General features: G+C 34.7%; 18 protein-coding genes. 2 read left to right on the top strand and 16 right to left on the bottom strand.

Going from position 1 to position 15,543, the window contains the following annotated elements; all coding sequences use genetic code 11:
• Positions 1-33: 33 nt before the first annotated feature.
• Together BLE01S_RS00435 and BLE01S_RS00430 are read right to left on the bottom strand one after the other, a co-directional pair.
• A complete protein-coding gene (locus BLE01S_RS00435; RefSeq protein ID WP_066135867.1) occupies positions 34-507 on the bottom strand; it encodes a hypothetical protein in 474 nt (157 codons plus the stop codon).
• A gap of 47 nt (positions 508-554) precedes the next feature.
• The gene (locus tag BLE01S_RS00430; protein WP_066135864.1) at positions 555-1,001 is read right to left on the bottom strand and encodes a hypothetical protein; all 447 of its coding nucleotides are present in this window, start codon (positions 999-1,001) and stop codon (positions 555-557) included.
• Between the two features lie 547 nt (positions 1,002-1,548).
• On the opposite strand from BLE01S_RS00430, the gene BLE01S_RS00425 reads away from it, so the two are divergent.
• Positions 1,549-2,031: a DUF2798 domain-containing protein gene (locus BLE01S_RS00425; protein WP_066135861.1), complete on the top strand. Its 483-nt coding sequence runs from the start codon at positions 1,549-1,551 to the stop codon at positions 2,029-2,031.
• Between the two features lie 181 nt (positions 2,032-2,212).
• Here the strand turns inward: BLE01S_RS00425 and BLE01S_RS00420 are convergent, their stop codons facing one another.
• The 10 genes from BLE01S_RS00420 to BLE01S_RS00375 all read right to left on the bottom strand — a co-directional run bounded on the left by BLE01S_RS00420 (position 2,213) and on the right by BLE01S_RS00375 (position 10,617).
• Complete coding sequence (locus tag BLE01S_RS00420; protein ID WP_066135858.1) at positions 2,213-2,881, bottom strand: HAD family hydrolase; 669 nt, start codon at positions 2,879-2,881, stop codon at positions 2,213-2,215.
• 77 nt (positions 2,882-2,958) lie between these two features.
• Positions 2,959-3,300 (bottom strand): hypothetical protein, encoded by a 342-nt coding sequence (locus tag BLE01S_RS00415; protein WP_066135855.1) that lies wholly within the window; start codon positions 3,298-3,300, stop codon positions 2,959-2,961.
• A gap of 90 nt (positions 3,301-3,390) precedes the next feature.
• Complete coding sequence (locus BLE01S_RS00410; RefSeq protein WP_066135851.1) at positions 3,391-3,687, bottom strand: antibiotic biosynthesis monooxygenase family protein; 297 nt, start codon at positions 3,685-3,687, stop codon at positions 3,391-3,393.
• Between the two features lie 406 nt (positions 3,688-4,093).
• Positions 4,094-5,014, bottom strand: coding sequence for a ribose ABC transporter substrate-binding protein RbsB (gene rbsB, locus BLE01S_RS00405; protein ID WP_066135848.1), 921 nt, complete (start codon positions 5,012-5,014; stop codon positions 4,094-4,096).
• Positions 5,015-5,030: 16 nt separating this feature from the next.
• Positions 5,031-5,963: a ribose ABC transporter permease RbsC gene (gene rbsC, locus BLE01S_RS00400; protein WP_111703605.1), complete on the bottom strand. Its 933-nt coding sequence runs from the start codon at positions 5,961-5,963 to the stop codon at positions 5,031-5,033.
• 34 nt (positions 5,964-5,997) lie between these two features.
• Positions 5,998-7,479, bottom strand: coding sequence for a sugar ABC transporter ATP-binding protein (locus tag BLE01S_RS00395; protein ID WP_066135843.1), 1,482 nt, complete (start codon positions 7,477-7,479; stop codon positions 5,998-6,000).
• A gap of 17 nt (positions 7,480-7,496) precedes the next feature.
• The gene (gene rbsD, locus BLE01S_RS00390) at positions 7,497-7,892 is read right to left on the bottom strand and encodes a D-ribose pyranase (RefSeq protein ID WP_066135840.1); all 396 of its coding nucleotides are present in this window, start codon (positions 7,890-7,892) and stop codon (positions 7,497-7,499) included.
• A 2-nt stretch (positions 7,893-7,894) separates the two neighbouring features.
• Positions 7,895-8,773 (bottom strand): ribokinase, encoded by an 879-nt coding sequence (rbsK, locus tag BLE01S_RS00385; RefSeq protein ID WP_066135837.1) that lies wholly within the window; start codon positions 8,771-8,773, stop codon positions 7,895-7,897.
• A complete protein-coding gene (locus BLE01S_RS00380; protein ID WP_066135836.1) occupies positions 8,766-9,752 on the bottom strand; it encodes a LacI family DNA-binding transcriptional regulator in 987 nt (328 codons plus the stop codon). Before BLE01S_RS00380 ends, rbsK begins: the two co-directional genes overlap by 8 nt.
• A gap of 346 nt (positions 9,753-10,098) precedes the next feature.
• Positions 10,099-10,617, bottom strand: coding sequence for a CueP family metal-binding protein (locus BLE01S_RS00375; protein WP_066135834.1), 519 nt, complete (start codon positions 10,615-10,617; stop codon positions 10,099-10,101).
• 637 nt (positions 10,618-11,254) lie between these two features.
• On the opposite strand from BLE01S_RS00375, the gene BLE01S_RS00370 reads away from it, so the two are divergent.
• A complete protein-coding gene (locus BLE01S_RS00370; protein WP_066135831.1) occupies positions 11,255-12,232 on the top strand; it encodes a choloylglycine hydrolase family protein in 978 nt (325 codons plus the stop codon).
• A 477-nt stretch (positions 12,233-12,709) separates the two neighbouring features.
• Here the strand turns inward: BLE01S_RS00370 and BLE01S_RS00365 are convergent, their stop codons facing one another.
• From BLE01S_RS00365 to BLE01S_RS00350, 4 genes are all read right to left on the bottom strand, one after another.
• Positions 12,710-13,090, bottom strand: a complete 381-nt coding sequence (locus tag BLE01S_RS00365) for a VOC family protein (protein WP_066135828.1) — start codon at positions 13,088-13,090, stop codon at positions 12,710-12,712.
• 371 nt (positions 13,091-13,461) lie between these two features.
• The gene (locus BLE01S_RS00360; protein ID WP_066135825.1) at positions 13,462-13,812 is read right to left on the bottom strand and encodes a hypothetical protein; all 351 of its coding nucleotides are present in this window, start codon (positions 13,810-13,812) and stop codon (positions 13,462-13,464) included.
• A gap of 248 nt (positions 13,813-14,060) precedes the next feature.
• Positions 14,061-14,282, bottom strand: coding sequence for a hypothetical protein (locus tag BLE01S_RS00355; RefSeq protein ID WP_066135822.1), 222 nt, complete (start codon positions 14,280-14,282; stop codon positions 14,061-14,063).
• A 471-nt stretch (positions 14,283-14,753) separates the two neighbouring features.
• The gene (locus BLE01S_RS00350) at positions 14,754-15,368 is read right to left on the bottom strand and encodes a uridine kinase family protein (RefSeq protein ID WP_066135819.1); all 615 of its coding nucleotides are present in this window, start codon (positions 15,366-15,368) and stop codon (positions 14,754-14,756) included.
• Between the last annotated feature and the right edge of the window lie 175 nt (positions 15,369-15,543).

Here is a 15,543-nt window from a genome sequence, read left to right as displayed (position 1 = left end):
TTAATTAGTTAAATTTTTGATCTCTTTCCTATCCTAATCCCAATGGTTAAAAATGACACTCCCAATCTTTGTCGGCCTCCAATATGCAATTTCCTTCAATTCAAGCCTACTCAACTCGTTATCATTTTCTAAAATGTCATTTTTAGGTCCAAGTTTTATTTTTAGTGGTTCATTAAGCTCAATTGCTTCCACTACACAATAAAAAGGGCTGAATAATTCGGCTAATCTAGATTCATCCACAAAATCTATACTAAAATATCCTACATTTGAGGCAAATGCCAAAAATGGATAGCTTTCATTAAGCAATATATACCGCCTTCTACCAAAGATTTCAACTTCTACTTTGAAAAAGTTTGTATCTATTTGTGGTTCTGTGAAATTTATTATTTTACCACCATTCGGTAGTACAAAACTAAAACAGAGCTTTTTAAACTGTTTGCCGTCTTGTTGCTGATAATCACCATCAGATCCATCTGTTAATCCAGTTACACCATTGAGTAGTAACAACTAATCACCATCCTTCATTCTATCTTGGCGATGAAATCAGATCATTTCTATTCCACCTTCACTACTTTCAAATTTGAAACTTGATCAAGTAACCTTCTATAGTAATTAGAACGAATAGAAAATCCGCCAAATTGTTCATGCGTCGTACAAGTAAACCAAGCAAAATTATTTTTAATAAATGTTAAGTCTTCAGGCAAATTCGGAGCCACCCAATCGTATAGCTTATTCGCTGGCTGTAGTAGCAGCTCACACGTATCTTGATTTGCCTCCATGACATACACGGTTGCAGCTGGTCCTTTTGTTTCTGTATTTGCCCACTTTTTTGTTTTATAGGTTTTCACAGTGTGGGGTTCAAATTCGTCCAGAATCTCTTGGGCGTATCTCAACTCTTTTCTTGTCACAAAATAAAATGTGTCCGAATAATCACATAGAACTTTTATTAACTGACGATACGTTTCACCTGTGGGGTTTTCAACTAAATCCCAATATTCCATTTCATCACCTCTAAATTTTTATATTTATATGGATTACTAACATTTAAACTGAATCTCTATCGTTCTTTATTTTACTAATTTCTTGTATTTTTAGATGATAACCCTACTCTTTAAGCTAGCCTACTATACGCACTTATCGACTTTTATGTTTCACATTAACAGAAAATAAATTAAGCTAATTCCTACCCTAACAATCTATTTAAATAAACTCTACGATTCCCCCCTCCCTAGCTGCATGACGAAGAACCATAGTTAAGGAATTCATTCTCTCACCTATGGTTCTATATCATACACTGGAAGACACTCGTGATCCTATATCATTATTATTATAATTTGAATACACTTTCATTATTAGAGTCGGGAGACTAAAATTACTTTTGCTTATCATTCATATTATTTTATTGTAAGTTCTATTGAGTAATTTTTTGCGCAATCTTTGCAATCCAACTATCACAACACCTAAAAAGATTCACAAAAACGTCACTTATGTAAAAAAAATTAGGCATATATAATTACATTTGTTCGCTAAACGAAAGGATGTTTTAATTTGCCTAGTAATAAAAAAGAAGGCATTATATTTGGACTATTTATGTGTTTTGGAATGGTTCTGATTATGTCAGTTTATAACACAGCTTTACACGGATTTTCATCATTTACAGTAGGGAGCGCAGTAGCTCAATTTGTCATAACATTTATCGTAGCATTTATCGTTGAGTCACTAGTTGAGCCAAAAGCACGCAAACTTGCCTTATCACTCCCCTATGATAAATCGAAAGAAATCAACTTTATTGTGGCAATTGCTTTTTGTATGGTACCGATGATGGTTCTGATTATGTCAGTATACGGACTTATCCTAACTGCGTTAATGGTAGGTATTGAAGGCTCTATTTTCACAGCTTATCTTAAAATAGTTGGTCTAAACTTTATCGTAGCACTTCCATCACAGTTACTAATTGTTGGACCCATCTCACGGAAACTATTAACTAAATACATTAAACCAGCAACACATAATCCAGGGTTAAACGTGTAAAAATAGCAAGCTACTTTTACGTAGCTTGCTTGTTCTAGTCTAGAATTATTTTAAACTTATAAGCTAAAATCATACCTGCTACTTTACTGTTTTATCACGATAAACAAACAAAGTAATTGCGTTTAACACGATGGTAACGATTAATATTAAGCAAACGAAACACTTCCAATCTCTTTGTATTTTATTGAAAGCTATTCTCCATTTTAGCCAATACCGTTTTTAGCTCCATTAAGTTATCTATTACCAAATCAGCTTGGGCGAGTTCATCTTCTTGAGCAAAATCGAAATTACATCCAATTGCAATTAAATCATTATCTTTAGCCGCTTTTATATCAGATAAACGATCCCCAACTACTGTTGCTTTTTTTATATCATATTTTTTTATGATTGCTTTAACCAAATCTCCTTTATCAAGCGTTTGTATATCTTGAATACTAAATGTTTCAGTAACCCACTGATCCAAATTATAATAACTTACAATCGCTTTTAAATATTCCGTTAAACCATTACTCGCTATGTAAATGGAATAATTATTTTCTATTAAATAACTGAAAACTTCTTTTACATTAGGATATAAAGCACCTTTTCCACTTTTTATGTTTTCAATCAATCTTTCCAGAAAATAAGCATCTGTTTGTTCTCTTATTTCGTTGGAGTAATTTGGTAACAAAGCTTCCCATACTTTTGGTAAAGGTACACCCATCATTTCACGGTATTTATCAATAGGTGTTACTGTATCCCATTTATTTAGTGATCGTAAATGGTTAAATGTATCATCAAGTGATAATTCTAAAATTTTATCCGTTTGAAATAGAGTACCATCCATATCAAAAATTATTGACTGTACCATTGTTCTTTCTCCTTCTTCATACAGAATAATCTATCCCTAAACTAATCTACCTTGCTCCATTAAGGTTATGCTACCCGTTAGTTCTTCCATACCCCCACAAAAAAGATAACTATCAAAATAATCATAAACAAGCTACTGATTTTTCTCTCATTCCATATATTAACAATTATGAAGATACCTCCTAAAATAAAGAATAATAACCCAATTATCTTCACTATGCTTATATCGAATAAAAAACCTAAATGTGCACAGAAAGCACCAAAGTTAATAAAACCCGTTGTAAGTATAAAACGACGAGACCTAAAATCATTGATTGCTGATTTCTTATCCTCAGTATTCATCTTTAAATATCCTCTAACAACTATAAATGTTGGCATCCCCCATAAAATTAAAACCAGGATAAGAGAATCAGTTTTCATGCTATACACATTCCTCCTACTGACAATCCCTTTGAGTATTATAAACATTTAATTAATAGAATCTATCAGTTGAAAACAATAAAATTTCAACTATGAAAGTTTAACTTTCTCAAAATGTTCAACTGTTGGGAATGGGTCATAAAACTTATGTAATTTCTTTTTCCATTCTTGGTACTCATTCGATTGCCTAAATCCAATTGTATGGTCCTCTAAATTTTCCCATTGCACAAGAAGTAAATATTTCCCTTCCACTTCCATACAACGCTGTAATTCGTGAGATATGTACCCTTTCATAGAAGAGATAATACTTGACGCTTCACGAAATGCTTCTTCATATTCTACTTCTAACCCTGTCTTAACTTGTAACATAACAGCTTCTAATATCAATTTATTTCCCCCTTTTAAAAAGGATAATATTGCTACTTTTCTAGTGATTTTCATTCATGTATTTATCTTATCATTATCTTTTAATTGTACCAGTCGATATTGCTAAAATTTGTTGATATAGAATCCGGGAGACTGCATACACTAAGCCACGAATACGACGTCCTAAAAACTCCAAATAAACTTGGTACGATCATGTTTAGCAAATGAGAAGTAAAATGGGGTTCCCACAATCATTTTCCGCAATATCGACAAATGCATAGCACTGCACAGGTAGGACACAGTTTGATCCATATTGTTAATACTTTTGCTAATCCTTAATTTTAACCCGCTGTGACGTATTAGATCAGGGCAGAAAAAAAGTCTGACCTAGTACTACTTGTACCATAAGTCAGACTAAAAGTTATCCTTATTTATCTTTTGTAACTAATTTTAGCGGTGCGGCTATGAGCTCCTCCACTTTTTCCCCTTGTAAGACATCTTTTGCTGCATCCACTGCCAGCTTTCCAATTAATTCTGGTTGTTGAGCAACTGTTGCTTCCATTTTACCTGCTTGAATAGCACTAATAGCATCTTCGTTTCCATCAAATCCAATGACCATAATGTCCTTACCAGAGCTATTAATTGCCTCAATTGCTCCTAATGCCATTTCATCATTATGAACAAATACTGCTTTCATATCAGGATTTGCTTGTAAAAGGTTTTCCATAACAGTTAATCCTTTTGATCGATCAAAATCAGCAGCTTGTTTTGCAATGACATTTAATTTTTGATCGGCAATGTTATGAAATCCCTTACCTCTTTCCCGTGTAGCCGAAGCCCCAGGAACTCCTTCCAATTCAGCAACATTTGCCTGTTCTCCAAGCTTTTCAACCATATAATTTGCGGCCATTTCTCCGCCTTTAATATTATCTGAAGCTACTAATGCTTCTACCTTCCCTTTATCGGCTGAACGGTCCAATGTAATCACTGGTATGCCAATATTATTAGCGGATTGAACTGCCGTTGAAATCGCGGCAGAATCAGTCGGATTAATAAGTAGCACATCTACACCTTGCTGAATCAAATCCTCCACATCATTTACTTGTTTTGCCGAGTCATTTTGCGCATCCACAACAATGACGTCTATTCCTAAAGCCTTCACTTCTTTCATAACCCCATCCTTTAATGAAACAAAAAACGGATTATTCAAGGTAGAAACAGATAAACCAATTTTCATATCTTTTAAACTTTCCTTTTTATCTGGTTTTGCCCACCCAGGTGGTTCCATTGAACAAGCACTTAAAAGCAAGAGTGTTAGTGACATACATAATGCGATTATTTTCTTCATCGTTTCTCTCCTTACGTTACTTTTTGCGGTCAAGTAATACTGCGATTAAAATAACGATCCCTTTCACTACCATCTGATAAAAGGATGATACACCAAGAAGATTCAAACCATTATTTAAGGTACCGATAATTAAAGCACCAATTAATGTTCCAAAAATTCTTCCTTTACCTCCTGATAAGCTTGTCCCTCCTAATACAACTGCAGCAATTGCATCAAGCTCATAGGAAGTACCCGCGGTTGGTTGTGCAGAATTTAAACGAGATGTTAAAATTGCTCCCGCCAGTGCTGCAAGCATACCTGAAAGACCATAAATCATAACTTTAACTTTTTGTACTTTAATACCTGAAATAAAAGCAGCTTTTTCATTTCCTCCAATAGCATATGTTTTTCGTCCAAACGGCGTTTTATGAAGAACAATGTACAATATCGCAAACGTAATAATCATTGTAATAGCTGGTACAGGTATTCCTAAAAAATATCCACGGCCAAATAACTGAAATAGATAATTTTCACCTAGAATAGTAATGGGATTTCCATCTGTATAAACAAGTGTTAAACCTCTGAATATAGTCATTGTCGCTAGAGTTGCAATAAAGGGGGCCATTTTCCCCTTTGTAATAAATAGTCCGTTTACCATACCCATTAACCCACCAAGAATACATCCAATGATCATGGCAACAATGGGATCAAAACCATAAACGATCAACCCAGCTGTTAAAGCACTTGATAAAGCAAGAATAGCCCCAACAGATAAATCAATTCCTCCTGTTAAAATAACAAATGTCATACCAAAGGCAATAAGTGCATTAATAGCAACCTGCCTTAATAGATTTAAAATATTTAATGGTTCAAGAAAACTTGGATTTAATATGGAGACGATAGCCACTAATATAATTAGACCTAGTAATGGGCCTAACTTTTGGGTGACCGCATTCATCATATTTTTCATACCTGGTTTTGAATCTGACTGAATGGAATTCATCTTACTGACCTCCTGTTGCCAATGTCATAATTTTTTCTTGGGTCGCATCTTCTTTTGCTAATACTCCACTTATTTTTCCTTCATGAACCACGAGGATCCGGTCACTCATCCCTAGAATCTCGGGCAACTCCGAAGATATCATAATGATCGCTACCCCACGCTCCGTCAATTCATTCATCAATTGATAAATTTCTCTTTTTGCACCAACATCTACTCCTCTTGTAGGTTCATCCAAGATAAGCAATTTCGGACCGATTCCAATCCACTTGGCAATGACTACTTTCTGTTGATTACCTCCCGACAGTTTTCCTATCGCAATGTCCGGAGATTCCGTTTTTACTGTTAAGCGCTTAATTAACATATCAACAAACTCTTTTGTACTTTTATCATTAATTAATCCCTTTGGTGCAAAGCTAGAAAGAGTCGGTAATATCATGTTGTCACTTATTGAAAAATCGAGGATTAATCCTTCATCTTTACGATCCTCTGTTATGAATCCTATTCCTAACTTTACAGCCTGATCTGGTGATTTAATGATCACTTTCTTTCCCTCTAGCCAAATCTCTCCACTATCCATTGCATCAAGACCAAAAATAGCTCTCATGATTTCTGTTCTGCCGGCACCCATCAATCCTGAAACTCCGACAATTTCTCCTTCTAGAACGGAGAAACTTACGTCCTCAAAAATACCCTTTTTTGTTAATCCCTTTACTTGAAGAACCGTTTCACCTAGTTCTTGATTACGTTTAGGAAATCTATCCGTTAATTCCCTGCCCACCATTTTTCTGACAACTTCATCAAAATTGGTTTCTGGTATCTCCTTCGTATCAACCGTTTTTCCATCACGCATAACGGTAATCCGGTCACAGATAGCAAAAATTTCTTCCATTCGATGAGATATATAAACGATGGAGACTCCTTCTTTTTTTAATGAAGTAATAACATCAAAAAGTTTGCTGATTTCTCGTTCTGTCAATGCAGCCGTTGGTTCATCCATAATAATCACTTTGGCATCGGTCATTAGAGCTTTTGCGATCTCAATCATTTGCTGCTCTCCAACAGAACAACTCTCTGCCTCTTTATCCAATGGAATCGAAACGGATAATTTTTCAAATTGTTTTTTTGCCAATGCTTTCATTTCTTTCATTTTTAATAGGCCAAATGCATTCTTTAGTTCCTTTCCAATAAATAAGTTTTCTAGAACAGTCATTTCAGGCCAAATATTTAATTCCTGATGAATAAAGGTAATCCCATTTTGCTCTGCTTCTTTTGGATTTTTAAAGTAGGTTTCCTTTCCATCAATGGTGATGGTCCCCTTATCACGAGCATGCAATCCTGTAAGAACGTTCATCATTGTTGATTTCCCTGCACCATTTTCGCCCATAAGAGCATGTACTTCTCCCTCAAGCAAATCGAAATCAACACCTGTTAATACTTCGTTTGTACCAAATGCTTTATGGATGTTCTGCATTATAATTTGCATATTTCTCACCTCATCTATTAGAAAAATACTCCCGATTGTAAAACACAATTTGCATATGGAGTCATTTCACCAGTCCGGATAACTGCTTTGGCTTGTTTCGTTAACTGTTTAAAATCTTCATGACAAATCTGTTCTATTTTCTTATTAACAAATTTCTCTTTGACATATTTTGCATGTCCGGGATTCCCTTCTTCTATTTCAGAGGCAATGATTACTTTTTCAATCACCATATCTTCTTCCACTGCTTCCACAATATCTATAAATGAAGGAATTCCTTTTTTAACAGCTAAATCGATTTTTTTCACACCATCTGGGATAGGTAAACCGGCATCAGCAATGACGATATAATCAGTGTGTCCGAGATCAGCTAAAACTTTTGAAATATGACTGTTTAATATTCCATGGCGTTTCATACTTATAAACTCTCCTCTACTTCTTCCCTTGTTGGCATACCGCCCTGTGCCCCAAATTTTGTAACGGATAATGAGGCTGCGCGATTAGCAAAACGAATACTGTCTTGTATGTTTTTACCTTCCGCAATGGCAACTGCAAATGCTCCATTAAACGTATCACCTGCACCTGTTGTATCAACGGCATCTACTGGATAAGCCGGAACAAGTACCTCATTTTCGCCATCATAATAACGGACACCGTTTTTACCTTCTGTAACCAATAATTTATTCGGATACTCTTTTAAAGCTTCATGAATATCTTTATTGTTAAAAAGAACTGAAGCCTCCCATTCATTTGGTGTAATATAAGCTGCCTTTTCTATGACTGATTTACTAATAGGTCTTGCTGGTGCTGGATTAAGTAATAATGGGACACCATTTGTAAAACAAAGATCTGCCACGTATTCTACAGTTTCCTCAGGAATCTCTTGTTGAATAAGAACAATATCTGATTTTAGTATCACATCAAGAGCCTTATCTATATAATCTGGTGTAATATTGTCATTCGCACCCTTAACGACAATGATACTGTTATCCCCTTCTGCAAGGGTAATATGGGCGGTTCCGGTCTCTAAGTGTGTAACCGGTTCCACATAGGTCGTAAAAACCTCATTAGAAATGAAATTATTCACTATTTTTTCTCCAAATTGGTCTTTACCAACACAGCCAACCATATAAACCTCAGCATTCAACCTTGCAGCAGCGACAGCCTGATTTGCTCCTTTACCGCCGGGAACTGTTTTAAAGCTGTCACCGAGAATTGTTTCCCCTTTATTTGGTCGTTTTGAAGCAGTTACGACTAAATCTATAGAACTACTGCCAATAACTGTTACTTTAGTCATTTTCCTCAACCTTTCTTGTCGTTTGCCTTTCAATAAATGTAACAGGCATTTGGATATTTTTTTGCAATAACGGTTTATTATTAATAATTTTCATTAATAGTTTTGCTGCTTCTCTTCCCATATCATAGGCTGGTTGTCTTATAGTAGATAGTGGCGGAAAAAGCAATCGGCTAAGTGGTATATCATCATATCCGATGATTTGTATATCATTCGGAATTGATCTTCCAATCCTTAGTGCTTCATGTAGTATAGCGGCTGCACTGAGATCATTGCTTGCAATCACTCCATCAATATCGGGATAATTTTCAAATAATGTAATAGCCATTTTTTCGGCATCATCAAAACTAAAAGAAGACGAAATGACGTGAAAATCTACGTTCGAGTTACATAGCTCATCAAGGGCGCCTTTAAATCGATCTTGGGCAGTCATTAATTCAGCAGGCCCTCTAAGTAATGCGATTCTCTTACTTCCCCTTCTGATGATTTCATATGCTGCTTTTTTTCCTCCATTATATCCGTCACCATAAACAGAAGGATGACTATTTGTTGTCCGATCAAGAAATACAACCGGAAAAGATAAGTTCTTATAAGGTGTCGTTTCAGCATGATTTGTTGCCGAAATAATACCAATTACATTATTTTGTTTAAAGGTTTGAATATATTCTATTTCTTTTTCAGGCTTTTCATCGGCATTGCCAATTATTAAGTGTAGCCCTTGCTCTTGCATTTCATCCTCTACTCCCCGAGCCAGTTCGGGAAAAAAAGGATTTCGAATATCTGGCAGTAATAAACCAACTAATCTTGACTTTTTATTAAAAAGTGATCTTGCTACTTCATTCGGTTTATATTTTAATTTTTTTATTGCTTCATTTACTCGTTTTTTCGTATCTTCATGTGAATACCCTTTATTATTTAAAACTCTTGAAACAGTCGCTACTGATACTCCAGCTTCTTTTGCAACATCACGTATGGTAGACATTTACTCACTCCTGTGTAACCGGTTACACATATAGTAACACATTTTTTTCATGCTTGCAATATATTGTCGTATTTATGCAAAGCATTAAAATTCATACTGCTTTCTTCCTCTATGATAATAGCAAGACTAATACTTACTGTGCCGGATGGTATGTCCATTTGGTCATTTCCCCTTTTTGAATTTTCTTAGTAGTATTGATCGTTTTAGTCTTTAATGGTACTAGCAAAGAAAAAGAACCGAGAAGCATACCTTTAGTACGTTCCCGATTCTAATGGAAGTAATAGTTAATACGATATACGACTGTATTCACCACTCTTACTTGCTATGCAAATAGCATGGAGAGTAACTATGTTAACTGCATTGTTGTTATACAGGTATTGTCGCCTTCAAAAGTGGAAATTTGAGACTCAGCTGTTTTTCCATCATGCTCAAATGTCACTTGATATGTTTTATCTCGTGGTAACCATAAATCAATAAATCCATTTTCTAAGGAGGTCATTGTTTCAGCAACCACTACATTACCGTCTTCATCCTGAATATGAACATCGAATTCTTTTTCCACTAACTCTCCTTGACAACCTGTTAAACTGTGGATAGCACACGGGTGTGTTTTCTCAATAAATGGTGCAATCGAGACAAAAAAATCTTCCTTTGGAAGGTCAAATGAAGTTTCATTTCCTTTATCAGTCACGATAAGTTCGTGTGATGTGATGGATGCAGTTACATCGTCAAAACTGCCAACACTATAATCATTGACCATTTCCTTTATATCCTGTTTTCCTGTTTCATTTAGTGTACTATTGTTACAAGCTACTAACATGAAAATTAGCAATAATCCTGACACTGCAAGCAAGCCCTTTTTCATGCATTATTCAACTCCTGTTTTTTATATTTAGAGTTTAATCTGAGAATATCTTATCATATTAACCTCTAATATACCTGTTAAATTAGTATATACCACAGATTTGAAACATTTATTTTAACTACACAAATCGCCGAACTAAACGTGCCACACACTCTATTATCCCTTTATTCAACAAATCAGACTTCGAATACCTATTTTGTGATACATGGAGAAAGACTCCGTTAGTAGCACGAAGCCCGTAGCCCGCTCAAAACGAGATGCCGCTCTATTAAACAGGAGTGAATAAAGAGATTCCTCATGCTTTTAGTCGAGAGATTCGGGGTGATTTATTAGCTAATGGATATTTAACTTCTTACTTAACTCTTGAACTTCTTTATCGTCCCCCCTGATAGCTCTGGCTTTTCGATCATAGCTCTATGTCTTTTTACATGAACTTGCCATATACTCTCCCCACACACTTTTTATATCCATATTTCCTTAAATAAAGAATTGAATGATAGAAACTACGAAAGTCATAATGGTACCAAACTTTTCATTTATCAAGGGATTGATACTATTAATTATAGAATGTTCACTTAACTTCCTTTAAAGACATAAATTATAATTATGACGTTTTTAATATTGGAGGTTTTACATTATGTGTACCGCCATTACGCTACAATCGAGGCAAAAGGAGAACTTCTTCGGAAGAACGATGGACTTTTCCTACCCCATTGAACCCGGACTTTATGTAATACCGAAAAATTACGAATGGTATAGCCTTTTAACAGCAAAAAAATACATTGATTACTACAGCTTTATCAGCATTGGTCAAGAAACCGAAGGTATGTTAGGCTTTTTTGATGGCGTAAATGAACGAGGGTTTGCTGCGGCAGCCTTATATTTTGAAGGGTATGCTAACTATGATTTACCAATAAAAGATAAAGAGCCGATTGCTTCCTTAGATTTTCTACATTATATTTTAGGGCGCTGTGGCTCTGTAGATGATTTAATAGCTTTATTAGAAAACATTCGAATCGTAGGTCTACCAGATCCCGTTACACAAAGAGCAGCCCCCTTACATTGGATTGCTACCGATAGAAGTGGTAAATGTGTTGTTATTGAGCAAACAAATTCTGGTCTTGAGGTCATCAATAACCCAATAGGTGTTATGGCAAATAGCCCTTATTTTCAGTGGCATATGACCAATCTAAGAAATTATATGGATGTATCCATTACACAACAAAAGGAAGTTTATTGGGGAAATGTATCATTAACCCCTTTCAGTCAAGGTGCAGGAACCACGCATCTCCCTGGTGGCTTTACCTCTCCTGAGCGTTTCGTCCGTACAGCATTTCTAAAAACACATGCTGAGGTTCCAGAAAACCGCTCCGAAGCAATTATGACGTGTTTTCATATTATGAATAGCGTTTCTATTCCTAAGGGCATTGTTTTAACTGACAGAGGAACCTATGACTATACGAAATATATTACTTTTATAAACACTAATACATGTGAATATTACTTTAAAACCTATGAGAATAATCAAATCATGAAGGTAAGTCTTTGGGACTATTATATAGAAGGGACGCAACCAATCTTTCTTGGGAGCATTGTACATCCTTTTATCACTTGAAAAACGTAGTTGCCTGAGCTATACCCACAAGGAAAGTGTAAAAACCTTCCTATGAAGGAAGCGAAGTATGGTGTAGAAATTGATTATGGTATTCTGCTGTTTAAAAAAGTTACACTACTTTTGCCAAAAATATTTAATATTTGGGGACATGCAGGCGGCAGGAACATATATGTTTTATCTTCCTAAAATGGATACCTATTTAATTGGTACAAAAGAAAAGGTGTTAGATTTATGTTATTGAAAGTAATAAGCATTGGCAAAGCTTAAAAAATGTAATTAGATAGAAACTGCTATGGGAATGATTTTTTCCAGTGGAAGAATAATCATTATAGTGATTTTCGATCCCATTTCCAACCCTCCCTCTTATATTTAGTAAGGAAGGGTTGTTTTGTTCCATTCTAAAGGAAACTCTTCCTCTCTTTTCATCACTACATGAAATAGAAAATGAAGGAATAGTCTCTTACTATTATTTATTACTCAGCTTTTTTCCATGACTGCGAAGTAATTGCCTTCACTATCTGAAAAGTTAAAAACACTACCAGAAGGCATATTTACAATTTCTCCGACTGTGATATTTTTATTTAAAAAGTCTTTATATAGTTTTTCAAGATCTTCTGCAAAAAACATTAAAGAAGGGGTACTTAGATTTAATTCTGGTGACATTTCAGCTATGAGTTCCTTGTTATGTAAAATGATACTCGTTTCTGCATCCTTTGTTGGTGCGATTTCAATCCATTTCATTCCTTGACCATTATCTTCCTCGGTTATGACACTAAATCCCACTTTCTCAGTCCAAAAGGTGACTGCCTCATCTTGGTTATTTACATAAAGCATTATTTGACCTAATTTATTAATCATTAATATCACTCCATTCTAATAATTAATTTCATATATTATATCTTGATTGAAATAACCTGCCTTACAATTAATTTGGATATTATAAATGTTTTAAGAGCAACCCGATACTTAGTAACTAAAAAAAGGCGATTTAATCCTACGATCAAATCCAGGTTAGAATAATAACTGTTGACTGACCTTTTTACACTATTACACTTTTTTATTTGATTTGTTGTATCTTAGTAATTAAGCAATCTGTGACAATAAACATTTATTCTAATCAAAAAAATGAATCTTGCTCGATTTCTTAAAGCTAACAAATGCATTTCCCAACAATTCATTGTGATGGTCAATCATTTGGTGAGCTTTTAAAGTATTGGAATTCCAATGGCTCACGCTTCTTTTTCATCTGTATTAGGAAATAATATGACTGGAGAATACGGCGCATTTGAATCATCTTTCAGATTAAGAAAATAATTATTATGGTTCACCTCTCCAAATTGCTCTGTATATGGCATTTCTAATGAGTTGAATTTATCTTCATCTTCAACAACACCTACAAATAATTGAAAACCTTCGTCATCAGACGGAAAAAAGGTCCCTATGGATGTACCATTAGCTAAGGCTTGATCTATTTTTCTTCGAAGATCAATTAGTGCCTTCCTGTTTCCTACTATAAAAGATTCTTGATGATGAGCGTGCTGAGCATATATGTGTAAATATTTGTAATCATTCCAAGACATATTTTTATTCTCCCTATATTCAAATTCTACTAATTTATCCACAAAAAAATGTTTACCGGTATTCCTACCGTTTATTTTTCTCACAGTAGCTACTGAAAAACCATTGTATCGACTAATACCTTAACTCGGTTAATATTCCTTTTAGGGAGCGATAATCTTATTGGCTGAAAAACAGTCTTGTATATATATAAATAATGACCATCCCTTATATACAAGATTAACGAATAAGGAGCATTAAACACAAGTTACTACTTTTTTTTATCCAGTCCAAATAATATAAATAAAAAAGATAAGATAAATATAATTAAAAACCATATAATTCGTGAAATTGTAATAACTTCACCAAATTGTTCCCCATTTAGGTAATGGTATAAAAAGGTTGCTAAAGCACTTCCTCCAACTGCAAACATTGAAACAAAAACTGCGGAAATAAATGAAATAAATATCTTTTTAATAGTTATATTAATCACCACCTCTCACATAGATTAATTGAGCTCTATCATATAGCTTAATTACGGAATACTTTGAAATAAGTTTAAATAATTTTCCCTTCAACTCCCTGATACAAATTTGCCCAATTTGTATCAAACATTCTGCACCCATAATTAAGTTGCTGCTGAATAAAGAGAAAAGAATGCAATATTAAGATGAAGTTACAGCTGAGATTGAACCGAATGACCGAAAATCCAAGGGGATAAAATGTGTAAAAAATAACTGAATAGCAATTGAATGCTGAATGAACCCAGTATTGACAAAGGAAGAAACATAAAAAAAACATCTCTCAATCCTAAATAAGAACAACTTCAAAAACTCCATTTTGAAAAAAGACTGATCAAAATGGAGTTACTCTTTTTAGATAAGTATGAGGTTTTTATAAAAAATTTTGATCATTTTAATAAGCTTTATTCTGTAAACACGCCCGTTAACTGAATACTGTCATGTCACTCATTCACAACCACCAAATCAAATGAATCTGGAGAACGTAGAACAGTAAAATAGTAGTCCTCTACCGAGTCCCATCGCAAATGCCATTCTCTATCTTCAGTTCCCTCCCTAAGATTATGCCTATTACGCCGAATGTCAGGAGCTACATCCACTAAAATAGTAAGATTAGTCAAATCAGATAGCCAATGTGAGCTGTATATTCCATCTAAAATGATTACCTTTGAAGGTTCCAATCCTACCACTTCAGATGATAAACCATTCATGGTTGAAAATGAAAAAGGGTGATATTCTGCTTTTTCGCCCGCAAGTATAGGTAGCAATGCTTCTGCACGTACCCTTTCCCAGTCAATACATAAACGACACTTTTTTTCAACTGAGTAAATATCCCATTCATGATCAGGTATTTCTACTGCGAAAAAATCATCGCAGTGAATTATTGTTGCTTCTACAGATGAAGCTACTTCAGATGCTAACGTCGATTTTCCTGAACCACTCCCGCCATCGAAAGACACCACCAAAGGACGATTACGATCTTTTAAGCCTTGGTTAATAGTAAGTACGATAGATTGAGCAGATTCCTTTAAGTTGTAAAATGAATGATTGTTTTTCAAATTAGCTCCTCCAAATGAAGGACGCATAAATTAGATCAACAGAGATATGATTTTTCCCTTCAAAAGAGAAAGACACATAAAAAGCGCCCATCTTCTAATTAGGGTTATTGAGCCAAAAATGCGGTCTTTGAATGATTATAGATAGTCAAATAAACCCTCTTGAAGAGAGTAAAAA

The organism is Lederbergia lenta NBRC 16444 (genome assembly GCF_001591545.1).
Taxonomy (GTDB): domain Bacteria; phylum Bacillota; class Bacilli; order Bacillales; family Bacillaceae_C; genus Lederbergia; species Lederbergia lenta.
Note: the sequence above shows the minus strand (reverse complement) of the source record. Positions and strands in the feature narration are given on the sequence as shown.

Excerpts from the sequence above, each read along its gene's own strand:
- BLE01S_RS00430 (WP_066135864.1), bottom strand. The coding sequence starts at position 1,001 with ATGGAATATTGGGATTTAGTTGAAAACCCCACAGGTGAAACGTATCGT.
- BLE01S_RS00420 (WP_066135858.1), bottom strand. The coding sequence starts at position 2,881 with ATGGTACAGTCAATAATTTTTGATATGGATGGTACTCTATTTCAAACG.
- BLE01S_RS00415 (WP_066135855.1), bottom strand. The coding sequence starts at position 3,300 with ATGAAAACTGATTCTCTTATCCTGGTTTTAATTTTATGGGGGATGCCA.
- rbsB (WP_066135848.1), bottom strand. The coding sequence starts at position 5,014 with ATGAAGAAAATAATCGCATTATGTATGTCACTAACACTCTTGCTTTTA.
- rbsC (WP_111703605.1), bottom strand. The coding sequence starts at position 5,963 with ATGAAAAATATGATGAATGCGGTCACCCAAAAGTTAGGCCCATTACTA.
- BLE01S_RS00395 (WP_066135843.1), bottom strand. The coding sequence starts at position 7,479 with ATGCAAATTATAATGCAGAACATCCATAAAGCATTTGGTACAAACGAA.
- rbsD (WP_066135840.1), bottom strand. The coding sequence starts at position 7,892 with ATGAAACGCCATGGAATATTAAACAGTCATATTTCAAAAGTTTTAGCT.
- rbsK (WP_066135837.1), bottom strand. The coding sequence starts at position 8,773 with ATGACTAAAGTAACAGTTATTGGCAGTAGTTCTATAGATTTAGTCGTA.
- BLE01S_RS00380 (WP_066135836.1), bottom strand. The coding sequence starts at position 9,752 with ATGTCTACCATACGTGATGTTGCAAAAGAAGCTGGAGTATCAGTAGCG.
- BLE01S_RS00375 (WP_066135834.1), bottom strand. The coding sequence starts at position 10,617 with ATGAAAAAGGGCTTGCTTGCAGTGTCAGGATTATTGCTAATTTTCATG.
- BLE01S_RS00370 (WP_066135831.1), top strand. The coding sequence starts at position 11,255 with ATGTGTACCGCCATTACGCTACAATCGAGGCAAAAGGAGAACTTCTTC.
- BLE01S_RS00365 (WP_066135828.1), bottom strand. The coding sequence starts at position 13,090 with ATGATTAATAAATTAGGTCAAATAATGCTTTATGTAAATAACCAAGAT.
- BLE01S_RS00360 (WP_066135825.1), bottom strand. The coding sequence starts at position 13,812 with ATGTCTTGGAATGATTACAAATATTTACACATATATGCTCAGCACGCT.